A 13,671-nucleotide genomic window follows, 5' to 3' on the forward strand; every position below is an offset into this window, starting at 1 on the left:
TTAACCTCGCGGCTCGATACTTGCGGCCAGAATCGCCAGAACCAGTTGCTGGAAATCCAGACCGGCAGCACGAGCCGCCATCGGCACCAGACTGTGATCGGTCATGCCCGGTGCGGTATTGACTTCCAGGAACCAGAACTGCCCGTCGGCGTCCTGCATCACGTCAGCCCTGCCCCAACCGGCGATACCCAGCGCCTCACAGGCTTTCGCCGTGAGGTCCATCAGTTCTTTTTCTTTGTTGCTGTCCAGGCCACACGGGATCCGGTACTGGGTATCGGAAGCCACGTACTTGGCGTCGTAGTCGTAGAAGCTGTGCGTCGTGCCCAGTGCAATCGGTGGCAACACCTGGTCACGCAGGGTGGCGATGGTGAACTCCGGACCCTGAATCCATTGCTCGACCAACACTTGCGAATCGTAGGTACTGGCCGCTTTCCACGCGTCGATCAACTCCGACGCGGAGGTCACTTTGGCCATCCCGATACTTGAACCTTCATGGGCCGGTTTGACGATCAAAGGGAAGCCCAGTTCCGTCGCCGCCGAAATACAATCGGCCTCGGAGCTCAGCACGGCATGGCGTGGCGTCGGAATACCGAGGCTGTGCCAGACCTGTTTGGTCCGCAGCTTGTCCATGGCCAGCGCGGAAGCAAGAATGCCGCTGCCGGTGTACGGAATACCCAGGCATTCCAGCAGGCCCTGCATGCTGCCGTCTTCACCACCACGACCGTGGAGAATGATGAAGGCGCGATCGATTTTTTCGTTCAGCAGACGCTGCAAAAGGTCATCGCCCACGTCGAGACCAAACGCGTCCACACCGGCGCTTAGCAGCGCGTCGAGAACCGCGTTACCCGACTTCAGGGAAACCTCACGCTCGGCACTCTTGCCACCGAAGAGCACGGCGACGCGGCCGAAATCTTTCGGCGCAATAGTGGAGACGAGGTTGGCGTAAGCAGCAGTCATTTCAACTTCCCCACACTCGGCGCAGCAACGGCGCCTGCGAACAACGGACTTTTCAACAGTTTTGGAGCAAGACCACCAATGTCACCGGCGCCCTGGCACAGCAGGATGTCGCCGGCACGCAGCAGCGGCTTGACGATGGGCGCGAGGTCAACACCGCGCTCGATGTAGATTGGGTCGAGCTGACCGCGCTGACGGATGCTGTTGCACAGCTTGCGGCTGTCGGCGCCCGGGATCGGCTCTTCACCGGCCGGGTAGACTTCCATCAGCAGCAGCACGTTGGCGTCGGCCAATACATTGACGAAATCGTCGTACAGGTCGCGGGTCCGGCTGTAACGGTGCGGCTGGTAGACCATCACCAGACGGCGTTCCGGCCAACCACCGCGCACGGCTTTGATCACGGCAGCGACTTCGGTCGGGTGGTGACCGTAGTCGTCGACCAGCATCACGTTGCCGCCTTCCACCGGCAGTTCGCCGTAGACCTGGAAGCGTCGGCCGACACCCTGGAACCCGGACAGGCCCTGGACGATGGCTTCATCGCTGACGCCTTCATCGCTGGCGATGCAGATGGTTGCCAGTGCGTTCAATACGTTGTGGTTGCCCGGCATGTTCACCGAGACATCCAGCGGATCGCGATCAGGACGCAGCACGGTGAAGAAGGTCTGCATGCCCTGCTGACGCACATTGATCGCGCGCACGTCGCAGTCGTCGCCGAAGCCATAAGTGACGGTCGGACGTTTCACCTGCGGCAGGATTTCACGCACCACCGGATCGTCCAGGCACACCACCGCCAGACCGTAGAACGGCAGGTTGTGGAGAAATTCGACGAAGGTTTTCTTCAGTTTGTTGAAGTCACCGTCGTAGGTCGCCATGTGGTCGGCGTCGATGTTGGTGACCACGGCCACCAGCGGCTGCAAGTGCAGGAAGCTGGCGTCGCTTTCGTCAGCTTCAGCGATCAGGTAACGGCTGGTGCCAAGCTGGGCATTGGTGCCCGCGGCATTCAGACGGCCACCGATTACGAATGTCGGGTCCAGGCCACCGGCGGCAAACACCGAAGCGATCAGGCTGGTGGTCGTGGTTTTGCCATGGGTACCGGCGACGGCGATGCCGTGGCGGTAGCGCATCAGCTCAGCCAGCATTTCAGCGCGAGGCACCACCGGAATGCGGCGTTCCAGGGCAGTGGCGACTTCCGGGTTGGACGTATTCACGGCACTGGAGGTGACCAGTACGTCGGCGTTCGCGGCGTTCTCGGCGCGGTGGCCGATAAAGATCTGGGCACCGAAGGACTCGAGGCGCTCGGTCACCGGCGAAGCTTTCAGGTCGGAACCGGACACTTCATAGCCCAGGTTCAACAACACTTCGGCAATACCGCACATGCCCACGCCGCCGATGCCGACGAAGTGGATGCGACGGATGCGGCGCATTTCCGGTTGCGGCATGGCTTTCTGATTCTCAACCATGGGCCACCTCCAGGCAGGTATCGACCACGTTACGGGTTGCATCGGGTTTGGCCAGGCGGCGTGCCGCGGTGGCCATGTCGGTCAGTCGTTGTGGTTGCATCAGGACCTCTGTCAGGCGTGCGGCAAGATCCGCTGCGCCAGTCGTTCTTTGCGGCATCAGGAAGGCAGCGCCTTCACGGGCCAAATAATCGGCGTTGCGGGTCTGGTGATCGTCGATCGCGTGGGGCAAAGGCACCAGCATCGAGGGCAGACCGGCGGCGGCCAGTTCACTGATGGTCAGCGCGCCTGCGCGGCACACCACCAGGTCGGCCCAGCCATAGGCTTGGGCCATGTCTTTGATGAAAGGCTGCACTTGCGCCTCGACGCCAGCCGCGCGATAGCGCTCTGCAGTCACTTCATCGTGGTTTTTGCCGGCCTGATGAAACACTTCCGGGCGCAGGTCGGGGGCGACTTGCGACAGGGCTTCAGGCAGCAACTTGTTCAACGGTTCTGCGCCCAGGCTTCCGCCCAGGATCAGCAAACGCGCCTTGCGACCGGCCAGAGCCTGTCGCGGTGTTTCGAGGAACAGCTCGGTGCGCACCGGGTTACCGGTGGTCCGACGGCTGCCCGACAGGGTAAAGGTGTCGGGGAACGCTTCACAGACTCGGGCGGCCAACGGCACCAGCAACCGATTGGCGGTACCGGCCACGGCGTTCTGCTCGTGAACGATCACCGGCACGCCAGCCAGTTTGGCTGCAACGCCACCAGGACCGGTCACATAACCGCCAAAGCCGACGACACACACCGGCCGCAGCTGACGAATGATCGCCCGCGCCTGCCAGATCGACTTGAGCAACATGAACGGTGCCTTGAGCAGGGACAACTTGCCCTTGCCACGCAGACCGCTGGCATTGATTCGATGCAATTCGATGCCGGCCACCGGAATCAGATCGTTCTCGATGCCGCGAGGAGTCCCGAGCCAATGCACGGTGTAACCACGGGCCTGGAATTCGCGAGCACACGCCAGCGCCGGGAACACATGGCCACCGGTGCCGCCCGCCATGATCAATACGTTAGCGCCCATGGGTCGGCTCCTCGGCGAAGTCGCTCTCATGGAACTCCATCTCTTCGCTGCCCAAGTGGGTTCGACTTTCCCATTCGATGCGCAGCAACAAGCCGAGACAGGCACAGCAGATCACCAACGAGCTACCGCCATAACTGAGGAACGGCAGGGTAAGACCTTTGGTTGGCAACAAACCGACGTTCACCCCGATGTTGATCAGGAACTGACCAATCCACAGGAACGACAGGCCGTACGCGATGTAGGCGGCGAAAAACTGCTTGGCCTTCTCGGCCCAATAACCGATGTACATGCCACGAATACAGACAAAGACGAACAGCGCCACCGTGCACAAAGAACCCACGGCACCAAGCTCTTCGGCCAGGACCGAGAACACGAAGTCGGTGTGGGCTTCCGGCAGGTAGAACTGTTTCTGCACGCTGTTGCCCAGGCCAACGCCAAGCCATTCGCCGCGACCAAAAGCAATCAACGCTTGAGACAACTGATAACCGGCACCGAACTGGTCGGCCCACGGATCCGCGAAGTTGGTCAGACGCGCCATTCGATACGGCTGTACTTGAATCAGCAACACCACCGCCGCGACTGCCAGGACAACCATCAGGGAAAAACGGAACAGCCCGACCCCGCCGAGGAACAGCATCGCAGCAGCAGCCCCCATCATCACGACGGTGGCCCCGAAGTCCGGCTCCATCAGCAACAGACCCGCCATTGGCAGCAGAACGATGAACGGCTTGAAGAAGCCCATCCAGCTTTCACGCACTTCTTTCTGGCGACGCACCAGGTAACCGGCAAGGTAAATAACAACAAATACCTTGGCGATTTCCGACGGCTGAACGTTGAAGAAACTGAAGCCGATCCAGCGCATCGAACCGTTCACTTCACGGCCGATCCCCGGGATGATCACCATCACCAGCAAACCGAACGCACCAATCAGCATCAGCCAGCCCAGGCGTTGCCAGGTGGCGATCGGAATCATCATGGTGACGATGCAGGCACCCAGGCCGAGCACGATGTAGATAAGGTGGCGAATCATGTAATACAGGGCACTGCCCGACTGCACAGCCGCCACTTCGGTCGAGGCCGATGCAATCATGACCAGCCCGAGGCCGATCAATGCGAGGCAGCCGGCAAGCATCGGGAAGTCGAGATCGATGCCGCGCCCGGTGATGATCGGCGACGGATAGGGCTTGATGATGTTCATCAGACTCATGCCAGATCCTCCACAGCGCGGACGAACTGGTGACCACGGTCTTCGTAATTCTTGAACATGTCGAAACTGGCGCAAGCCGGCGACAACAACACGGCGTCGCCCTTTTCTGCGATGGCGCGGCATTGCTCGACCGCTTCGATCAGCGAGTTGACGCGAACCAGTGGCACGGCATCGCCGATGGCCTGAGCGATCAGCTCGGAGTCGCGGCCCATCAGCACCACGGCGCGGCAGTTGGCCGCCACCGGATCACGCAGATCCTTGAACTCGGCACCCTTGCCGTCGCCACCGGCGATCAGCACGAGCTTGCCGTCGATGTCCGCACCCAGGCCTTCGATGGCAGCCAGTGCGGCGCCGACGTTGGTGGCTTTGGAATCGTTGTAATAGCTCACGCCATTCAGGTCACGGACCCATTGGCAGCGATGCTCAAGCCCGGCAAAAGTACGCAGGCTTGACAGCATGGCGTCGAACGGCAGGCCGACGGCGTGGCCCAAGGCCAATGCCGCCAAAGCATTGGACTGGTTGTGGGCGCCGCGAACTTTCAACTCGCGCACCGGCATCAGGTTCTGGAATTCGAAGGCCAGGTATTTCTCGCCGTCTTCTTCGCGGATACCGAATGCCTTGAAATCAGGTTTGCTCAAACCGAAGGTCCAGCATGGCTGACCTTCGCCAATCAGCGGACGGCTCAGGGCATCCTGACGGTTGACCACAAACTGCTTGGCACCCCGGAAGATCCGGTGCTTGGCCAGGTGATAGGCCGGCAGACCGCTGTAGCGGTCCATGTGGTCTTCGCTGACGTTGAGCACGGTCGCCACTTCGGCGTTGAGTTGATCGGTAGTTTCGAGCTGAAAGCTCGACAGTTCCATCACGTACAGCTCGACGTCGTCGCTGAGCAGATCCAGTGCCGGCGTACCAAGGTTGCCACCGACGGCGACACGCTTGCCGGCCGCAGCAGCCATCTCGCCGACCAGTGTGGTGACGGTGCTTTTCGCGTTGGAACCGCTGATAGCGACGATCGGCGCCTTCGCGTTACGCGCGAACAGCTCGATGTCACCGGACAATTTCACGCCACGGGCGGCGGCAGCCTGCAGGGCCGGGGTCGCCAGCGCCAGGCCGGGGCTCACGTAGAGCTCGTCGGCGCGGCACAGGAATTCGACGTCCAGCTCGCCACAACGCACTTCCACGTGCGGATAGTCACGCTTGAGCGTGGCCAGTTCCGGTGGATTTTCCCGCGTATCGGCGACAGCAAACGACGTGCCCCGGTTCGCCAGGAAGCGAACCAGGGACATGCCGCTCTTGCCGAGGCCGACAACGATGCGGAAGTGGTCAGAAGCGATCAGAGACACTCGTTCTACCTCAGCTTCAGGGTGGCAAGGCCAACCAGCACGAGAATCACGGTGATGATCCAGAAACGGACGATCACGCGTGGCTCGGGCCAGCCCTTGAGTTCAAAGTGGTGGTGAATCGGTGCCATGCGGAACACACGGCGACCGGTGAGCTTAAAGGAAGCAACCTGAATGACGACTGACAGGGTCTCCATCACGAACACGCCGCCCATGATGAACAGGACGATTTCCTGACGGACGATCACCGCGATGGTGCCCAGTGCCGCGCCCAGCGCCAGTGCGCCGACATCGCCCATGAACACCTGAGCCGGATACGTGTTGAACCAGAGGAACCCGAGGCCCGCGCCGATCAAGGCGCCGCAGAACACGATCAACTCGCCTGCGCCCGGTACATACGGGATCAGCAGGTATTCAGCGAATTTCACGTTACCCGACAGGTAGCAGAAAATGCCCAACCCGCCGCCGACCATTACGGTGGGCATGATCGCCAGACCGTCGAGTCCGTCGGTCAGGTTGACCGCGTTGCTCGAGCCGACGATCACGAAGTAGGTCAGGACGACGAAGCCTATGCCCAGCGGAATGCTGTGATCCTTGAGCATCGGCAGGATCAGGGTGGTTTCCACCGGCGTCGCTGCAGTCATATAAAGGAAGATCGCCGCGCCCAGGCCGAACACCGATTGCCAGAAGTACTTCCAGCGGCTCGGCAAGCCACGGGAGTTCTTCTCGATCACTTTGCGGTAATCGTCGACCCAGCCGATCGCGCCGAACAACAAGGTCACCAGCAACACAGTCCAGACATAACGATTGGTCAGGTCAGCCCACAGCAAAGTGCTGACGCCGATGGACGACAGAATCAACGCGCCGCCCATGGTCGGGGTGCCCGACTTGGACAGGTGCGATTGTGGACCGTCGTTGCGAACGGATTGACCGATCTGACGGTTCTGTAAAGTGCGGATCATCCACGGGCCATAGCACAGCGACAAAACCAGCGCGGTCAGCACACCGAGGATCCCGCGCAGGGTCAGGTACTGAAAGACCGCGAAGCCTTTGTAGAACTGTTGCAGGTACTCCGCTAACAGCAGCAGCATTAATGTTTCTCCAGGCTGGACCCGCACAAAGCGGCGACGATGTTTTCCATCGCAGCGCTGCGCGAGCCCTTGATCAAAATGGTGGTGTTTGTGTCTTGCTCGGCGCCGAGGGCCTTGATCAGTTCAGCCTGAGTGGTGAAGTGACAGGCCTGCTCGCCGAAAGCGTTCACGGCGTGAGCCATCATTGGCCCGACAGCGTAAAGCGCGGAAACTTTGCCGCGGGCGTACTCGCCCACATCGCGGTGCCCCTGCTCCGCCCAATCGCCCAACTCGCCGATATCCCCGAGCACCAGAACGGTGCGGCCGGAAAAGCCGGCGAGTATATCAACGGCGGCGCACATGGAGGTGGGGTTCGCGTTGTACGTGTCATCAATCACGCGCATGCCATTGGTGGCCAGTTGCGCGACGGTGCGACCTTTGACCGGTTGCACCGCACCGAGGCCGGTGGCGATGCCGAACAGCGACACGCCCAACGCATGGGCGGCGGCGGCGGCGGCCATGGCATTGGCGACGTTATGGGTGCCGAGCAGGTTCAGTTGAACGCGCTCCATACCTTCAGGAGTGTGCAGGTTGAACGCCGGGCAACCGCGAGCGTCACGGTCCAGATCGCTGGCGTAAAAATCGGCGCTGACATTGCTCAGGGCGAAGGTCAGCACGTTGCGACCGGCAGCGCGGGTCTTCCAGATGTCGAACGCCTTGTCGTCAAGATTGAGAACGGCGACGCCATCGGCATCCAGCCCTTCAATAATCTCGCCCTTGGCTTCGACGATTTTTTCCGGCCCGCCGAACTCGCCAACATGGGCGGTCCCGGCGTTGTTGAGCACGGCCACATGAGGCTTGGTCATGCCGACGGTGTAGGCAATTTCGCCGAGACGCGAAGCACCCAGTTCGATCACCGCAGCGGTATGTTCCGGTGCGAGTTCGAGCAGGGTCAGCGGAACGCCGAGGTCATTGTTCAGGTTGCCACGGGTCGCCAACACCGGACCGCGCGTGCGCAGGATGCTGGCGAGCATTTCCTTGACCGTGGTCTTGCCGCTGGAACCGGTGATCGCTGCGACAGGGTTGCTATAAGCAGCACGGTTCAACGCGCCGAGTTGCCCCAGCGCCTGACGAGTATCTTTCACCAGCAATTGCGGCAGCGTGCTGTCGGCGACTTCGCGCTCGACCAGCGCCGCTACGGCGCCTTTTGCGGCGACGTCATTGAGATAGTCATGACCATCGAAGCGCGGGCCGGTCAGGGCGATAAAGAGTTGGCCTGGTTTGATCGCGCGGCTGTCAATGCTGACGCCGTCGAAGCTGGCATCGAGAGTGACCAAGCGGGCATTCAGCGCGCCGGTCAGTTCGCTCAGTTTCAAGGCTTTAAGCATGGGCCACCTCCCACGCGGTCAAGGCGTGATCGGCCTCGACCAGATCGGAGAACGCGTGACGCTGGCCGTTGATTTCCTGATAGTCCTCGTGACCTTTACCGGCCAGGACAATCACGTCATCCGCCGAAGCGCTGGCGATCAATTGGGCAATCGCCTGGCCACGGCCAGCGACGAAGGTGACTTTATCCACAGCGGTAAAACCGGCGCGGATGTCGTCGAAGATCACTGCCGGGTCTTCGGTGCGCGGGTTGTCATCGGTCACCAGCACGCCGTCAGCCAGACGCTCGACCACTTCAGCCATGAGCGGACGTTTGCCGCGATCGCGATCACCACCGCAACCGAACAGGCACAGCAAACGGCCTTTGGCGTGAGGACGCAGGGCCATCAAGACTTTTTCCAGCGCATCCGGTGTGTGAGCGTAATCGACCACCACCAGCGGCTGAGTACCGCCGCCGAGGCGTTGCATGCGTCCGGCCGGGCCTTCGAGTTTTGGCAGGACCTTGAGAATTTCGTCCAGCGCGTAGTCCAGCCCCAGCAAGGCGCCGACCGCAGCCAGCACGTTGCTCAGGTTGAAACGACCGAGCAAGGTGCTGCGCAGATGATGCTCACCCTGCGGCGTGACCAGCGTGGCGCGCACGCCTTCGTCATCGAACTGCGCTTCACGGCAATACAGGTAGGCGCTGGCATCTTCCAGGCTGTAGGTGATCAGGCGCGATTCACGTTTGTCCGCAGCCAGTTGCCGGCCGAAATCGTCGTCGAGGTTGATCACCCGGCACTTCAAATCGTTCCAGGCAAACAGCTTGGCCTTGGCTTCGCCGTAAGCTTGCATGGTGCCGTGGTAATCCAGGTGATCGCGGGACAGGTTGGTCATCACCGCCACATCGAACGCCAGAGCGGTAACGCGGCCCTGATCCAGACCATGGGAAGAAACTTCCATGGCGACGGCTTTGGCACCGGCCTTTTTCAAGTCGGCGAGTGTCGCCTGCACGGCGATCGGGTTCGGCGTGGTGTGCAAGCCGCTTTCGAGCGCGCCGTAAAAACCGGTGCCCAATGTGCCGACGATGCCGCAGTGCTGGCCGAGCAAATCCAAGGCTTGCGCAACCAACTGCGTCACGCTGGTTTTGCCGTTGGTGCCGGTCACGCCGATCAGGTTCAGGTGACGACTAGGGTCACCGTAAAAACGCCCGGCGATGTCCGACAGTTGCGCCGCCAGGCCTTTGACTGGAATCAGCGGAACATCGGTAATCGGCAATACGGTCGCACCTTCGACTTCATACGCCACAGCGGCAGCGCCGCGTTGCAGGGCGTCGGCGATGTGCGCGCGGCCGTCGAACTTGCCGCCAGGGACGGCGAGAAACAGATCGCCAGCCCGCACGTTGCGGCTGTCCAGGGTCAGTTCGCGGATCAACAGATCGCGGCCGGCGTGGGCAAAAATCTTGTTCAGACTCAGAGACATCAGCCTCGCCCTCCATTGGCTTTCAGCGGAACGACCGGTGCTGTGTTCGCTTGTTGAGTAGGTGGCAGGTTGTCCGGGGTGATGTTCATCAGGCGCAAGGTCCCGGACATCACTTTGCTGAACACCGGCGCCGATACCAGACCACCGTAGTAACCGGCCTTGGTCGGCTCATCGATCACCACCACGATTGCATAACGCGGATCGTTCATCGGGCCGAAGCCGGCGAACAGCGAGCGGTAGGAATTCTCGGCGTAGCCTTTGGTGCCGACCGACGTTTTACGCGCGGTACCCGACTTGCCGCCCACGTGATAGGCCGGCACTTGCGCACGGAATACACCGCGCGGGGCTTCGATCACTTGTTGCAGCATGGTTTGCATGGTTTTCGCGACAGCTTCCGGCAATACCTGCGTGGTTTGCGCTGGCTTGTCGGATTTGATCAGGGTCAACGGCGCGAGGCGACCGTTATTGGCCAGGGCCGAAAAGGCGTGAACCAACTGGATCGCGGTCACGGAAATACCGTAGCCATAAGACAGCGTGGCGGTTTCAGCCTTGCGCCATTCGCGGTAGTTCGGCAGGTTGCCGACACGCTCGCCCGGGAAGCCAAGGCCGGTGTCCTGGCCGAGGCCGACTTTTTGCGCCAGGCGGAAAATCGTTTCGCCGCCGATATCGAAGGCAACCTTACTCATGCCGACGTTACTGGAGTTGATCAGGATGCCAGTCAGGTCGAGCACCGGACCTTCGCTCTTGGATACGTCCTTGATGGTGTATTTACCAATTTGCAAGGTGCCCGGGTATACCTCGACGGTATCGGTCGGCTTCCAGCGCCCGGTTTCAATCGCGGCGCTCATGGAGATGGCTTTCATGGTCGAACCCGGTTCGAACACGTCGATCATCGCGCGGTTACGCATCATCGCCGGTTGCAGGTTGCGACGGTTGTTCGGGTTGTAGGTCGGCTGGTTGACCATGGCGAGGATCTCGCCGCTCTTCACGTCCATGATCACCAGGCTGCCGGCCTTGGCGCCGTTCTCGATGATCGCGTTCCGCAGTTCACGGTTGGCCAGATATTGCAGACGCAGGTCAATGGACAACGCCAAGGGCTTTCCGGCCTTGGCGTTTTTGGTGACCTGAACATCCTTGATAAGTCGGCCACGCCGATCCTTGATCACCTGTCGCTTGCCGGGGACCCCAGCCAGCCATTCGTCGTAGGCCAGCTCGACACCTTCACGACCGTGGTCATCGATGTCGGTAAAACCGACCATATGGGCAGTGACTTCACCGGCCGGGTAGAAACGACGAAATTCTTCGATGCCATAAACGCCAGGCACTTTCAGATCGAGCACGGACTGGCCCTGTTCGGGGGTCAGCCCGCGCACCAGATAAATGAATTCTTTATTGGCTTGAGCCTCGAGACGTTCGGCCAGGGCTTTCGGGTCCTGCCCCAAGGCAGCCGCCAGTGCAGGCCACTTCTCTTTGGCCGTTTGCATTTCCTTGGCATTGGCCCAAAGGGTGGTGACTGGGGTACTCACGGCCAAAGGCTCGCCGTTGCGGTCGGTGATCAGACCACGGTGAGCCGGAATCGGGATATGACGAACGCTGCGCGCATCGCCCTGACCTTTAAGAAAGGCACGGTCGACTACTTGCAGATCGATAATGCGCCAGGCAATCGCCGCGACCATGACGCCGAGCAAACCCAGCACCAGGCGGAACCGCCATGGAAAGAGTGCGCCCTCGAGTTTCATCATGGCGCCACCATCTGCACTTCAGCTGCGCCAGGAATGCGCATCTTCAGTTGCTCGGTCGCCAGGACTTCGATACGGCTGTGGGCAGTCCAAGTGCTCTGTTCGAGAATCAAACGGCCCCACTCCGCTTGCGCCTTGTCGCGCACGCTCAACTCGTTGTACAGGGAGTTCAGCAGTTGACGGTTCCAGTGGGCGCTATAGGAAACGCCGATGGCCGACACGAGCACGCCAATAAACAGCAGAAACATGAAAAAGCTTCCGCCGGGAAGTGGCTTGGCGAAAAGCTTGCTCACCGCAGCTTCTCCGCGACGCGCATGACGGCGCTCCGGGAACGTGGGTTGGCTTTGAGTTCGGCCTCGGAGGCGGACTGCGCTTTGCCATGGATTTTGATTATTGGTTCGAAGGCGACGTGACGTACCGGCAGGTTGCGCGGCAGGTTGTCGGCTTCGCCTTTCACCAGTTTGCGCATGAACAGTTTGACGATGCGGTCTTCCAGCGAGTGGAAGCTGATGACGACCAGGCGGCCGCCGACTTCCAGGCATTCCAGCGCGGCTTCGAGGCCGGCTTCCAGGTCACCCAGTTCGTTGTTGACGTGAATGCGCAAGCCCTGGAACGCACGGGTCGCCGGGTTTTTGCCCTTTTCCCATGCAGGGTTGGCGACTTTCAGGACTTCAGCCAGATCGGCAGTGCGCTCGAACGGCTTGATGTCGCGACGCTCGGCCACGGCACGGGCCATGCGGCCGGAGAAACGTTCTTCGCCGTATTGCTTGAACACCCGGGCGATTTCTTCCACCGGGGCGGTGTTGACGAATTCGGCAGCGCTGATTCCGCGAGACGGATCCATGCGCATGTCCAGCGGGCCATCATTGAGAAAACTGAAGCCGCGCTCAGGGTCGTCAAGCTGCGGCGAGGACACGCCGAGGTCGAGCAAAACGCCGCTGACCTTGCCGTCCAGACCACGTTCGGCGACTTCCGAACCGAGCTCGGCAAAGCTGCGCTGTACAACGACAAAGCGGCCGTCTTCGGCCGCTAGCGTTTGCCCGGTGGCAATCGCTTGAGGATCTTTGTCGAATCCGAGGACCCGACCATCGGGACCGAGCTGGCTGAGGATCAACCTGCTGTGTCCGCCGCGCCCGAACGTACCGTCCAGATAGCAGCCATCAGGACGTACGGCGAGAGCCTCCACGGCTTCGTCAAGCAGTACGGTGATGTGGTTAAAGCCGCTATCAATAGTCACAGGATCAAATCACGCAGTTCATCAGGCATGGCGCCCGGTTGTTGAATGGCAGCCAGGTCTGCGGCAGAAACCGCATCCCAGGCATCCTCGTCCCACAATTGGAACTTGTTCAGTTGGCCTACCAACATCGCGCGCTTATCCAACTTGGCATATTCACGAAGACGCGGCGGAACCAGAAAACGACCACTGCCATCGAGCTCGAGGTCGACGGCATTACCAATCAGTAAACGTTGCAGGCGGCGGCTCTCTTCGCTAAACGAAGGGAGTGTGCGCAGTTTGGTTTCAATAATTTCCCACTCATCGAGGGGGTAAACACACAAACACGGATCAACGGCATCAATTGTGACGATTAACTGACCGGAACTACGCGAAACGAGCTCGTCACGGTACCGGCTCGGCATAGCGAGACGGCCCTTTGCGTCGAGACTGATAGCGTTAGCTCCGCGAAACACGACAGCGTTTCTCCAAATATTAGCGTTTTGAGCTCAAAAAACCCACTTCATGCCACTTTCCGCCACTTGTGCACACTATAGGAATGCGGCCACCGCACCGTCAAGGCGCGGATTAAAGGAAAAGCCTTACAGAACTGAGATTTAGGAGTGTATTAGGAGGGGTAAGGAGAATCAGACGTGTAATCCTGCTCAATAACTTGAACCAGCACTGATGGCTGCGCTCGGAAGTTAAAGTAATTTATTAAGAGTAAGATTTTTTCGGTATTACGAAAGTGCTTCTGCCGACGATTGTGTAAGGAGGGAAA

Annotated in this window: 12 protein-coding genes; all 12 read right to left on the reverse strand. The window is 60.4% G+C overall.

From position 1 onward, the window contains the following. Genes ACA079_RS26870 through mraZ form a run of 12 tightly spaced genes read right to left on the reverse strand, consistent with a single transcriptional unit; the run spans position 1 to position 13,366 of the window. Entirely contained in the window at positions 1 to 957 is a 957-nt protein-coding gene (locus tag ACA079_RS26870; RefSeq protein WP_095130490.1) for a D-alanine--D-alanine ligase, read from the reverse strand. After that, positions 954 to 2,414 (reverse strand): UDP-N-acetylmuramate--L-alanine ligase, encoded by a 1,461-nt coding sequence (gene murC, locus ACA079_RS26875; RefSeq protein WP_497701539.1) that lies wholly within the window; start codon positions 2,412 to 2,414, stop codon positions 954 to 956. Before murC ends, ACA079_RS26870 begins: the two co-directional genes overlap by 4 nt. Further along, positions 2,407 to 3,477, reverse strand: a complete 1,071-nt coding sequence (gene murG, locus ACA079_RS26880) for an undecaprenyldiphospho-muramoylpentapeptide beta-N-acetylglucosaminyltransferase (protein ID WP_497701540.1) — start codon at positions 3,475 to 3,477, stop codon at positions 2,407 to 2,409. Before murG ends, murC begins: the two co-directional genes overlap by 8 nt. After that, on the reverse strand, positions 3,467 to 4,684 hold the full coding sequence (ftsW, locus tag ACA079_RS26885) for a putative lipid II flippase FtsW (protein WP_095130486.1): 1,218 nt from the start codon (positions 4,682 to 4,684) through the stop codon (positions 3,467 to 3,469). The genes murG and ftsW overlap by 11 nt, the downstream gene beginning before the upstream one ends. Next, the gene (gene murD, locus ACA079_RS26890) at positions 4,681 to 6,027 is read right to left on the reverse strand and encodes a UDP-N-acetylmuramoyl-L-alanine--D-glutamate ligase (RefSeq protein WP_497701541.1); all 1,347 of its coding nucleotides are present in this window, start codon (positions 6,025 to 6,027) and stop codon (positions 4,681 to 4,683) included. The genes ftsW and murD overlap by 4 nt, the downstream gene beginning before the upstream one ends. A 5-nt stretch (positions 6,028 to 6,032) precedes the next feature. Then, positions 6,033 to 7,115: a phospho-N-acetylmuramoyl-pentapeptide-transferase gene (mraY, locus tag ACA079_RS26895; RefSeq protein WP_033061333.1), complete on the reverse strand. Its 1,083-nt coding sequence runs from the start codon at positions 7,113 to 7,115 to the stop codon at positions 6,033 to 6,035. After that, a complete protein-coding gene (locus tag ACA079_RS26900) occupies positions 7,115 to 8,482 on the reverse strand; it encodes a UDP-N-acetylmuramoyl-tripeptide--D-alanyl-D-alanine ligase (protein WP_497701542.1) in 1,368 nt (455 codons plus the stop codon). The genes mraY and ACA079_RS26900 overlap by 1 nt, the downstream gene beginning before the upstream one ends. Further along, positions 8,475 to 9,938: a UDP-N-acetylmuramoyl-L-alanyl-D-glutamate--2,6-diaminopimelate ligase gene (locus ACA079_RS26905; protein WP_497701543.1), complete on the reverse strand. Its 1,464-nt coding sequence runs from the start codon at positions 9,936 to 9,938 to the stop codon at positions 8,475 to 8,477. The genes ACA079_RS26900 and ACA079_RS26905 overlap by 8 nt, the downstream gene beginning before the upstream one ends. Further along, positions 9,938 to 11,677, reverse strand: a complete 1,740-nt coding sequence (locus tag ACA079_RS26910) for a peptidoglycan D,D-transpeptidase FtsI family protein (RefSeq protein ID WP_497704384.1) — start codon at positions 11,675 to 11,677, stop codon at positions 9,938 to 9,940. Before ACA079_RS26910 ends, ACA079_RS26905 begins: the two co-directional genes overlap by 1 nt. Further along, a complete protein-coding gene (ftsL, locus tag ACA079_RS26915; RefSeq protein ID WP_033053422.1) occupies positions 11,677 to 11,970 on the reverse strand; it encodes a cell division protein FtsL in 294 nt (97 codons plus the stop codon). The genes ACA079_RS26910 and ftsL overlap by 1 nt, the downstream gene beginning before the upstream one ends. Next, entirely contained in the window at positions 11,967 to 12,914 is a 948-nt protein-coding gene (gene rsmH / locus ACA079_RS26920; RefSeq protein ID WP_046048256.1) for a 16S rRNA (cytosine(1402)-N(4))-methyltransferase RsmH, read from the reverse strand. The genes ftsL and rsmH overlap by 4 nt, the downstream gene beginning before the upstream one ends. Then, positions 12,911 to 13,366: a division/cell wall cluster transcriptional repressor MraZ gene (gene mraZ / locus ACA079_RS26925; protein WP_095130472.1), complete on the reverse strand. Its 456-nt coding sequence runs from the start codon at positions 13,364 to 13,366 to the stop codon at positions 12,911 to 12,913. The genes rsmH and mraZ overlap by 4 nt, the downstream gene beginning before the upstream one ends. Between the last annotated feature and the right edge of the window lie 305 nt (positions 13,367 to 13,671).

The organism is Pseudomonas sp. LBUM1645 (assembly GCF_059716185.1).

Coding starts and splice junctions, on each gene's coding strand:
- ACA079_RS26870 (WP_095130490.1), bottom strand. CDS start 957: ATGACTGCTGCTTACGCCAACCTCGTCTCCACTATTGCGCCGAAAGAT.
- murC (WP_497701539.1), bottom strand. CDS start 2,414: ATGGTTGAGAATCAGAAAGCCATGCCGCAACCGGAAATGCGCCGCATC.
- murG (WP_497701540.1), bottom strand. CDS start 3,477: ATGGGCGCTAACGTATTGATCATGGCGGGCGGCACCGGTGGCCATGTG.
- ftsW (WP_095130486.1), bottom strand. CDS start 4,684: ATGAGTCTGATGAACATCATCAAGCCCTATCCGTCGCCGATCATCACC.
- mraY (WP_033061333.1), bottom strand. CDS start 7,115: ATGCTGCTGCTGTTAGCGGAGTACCTGCAACAGTTCTACAAAGGCTTC.
- ACA079_RS26900 (WP_497701542.1), bottom strand. CDS start 8,482: ATGCTTAAAGCCTTGAAACTGAGCGAACTGACCGGCGCGCTGAATGCC.
- ACA079_RS26905 (WP_497701543.1), bottom strand. CDS start 9,938: ATGTCTCTGAGTCTGAACAAGATTTTTGCCCACGCCGGCCGCGATCTG.
- ACA079_RS26910 (WP_497704384.1), bottom strand. CDS start 11,677: ATGAAACTCGAGGGCGCACTCTTTCCATGGCGGTTCCGCCTGGTGCTG.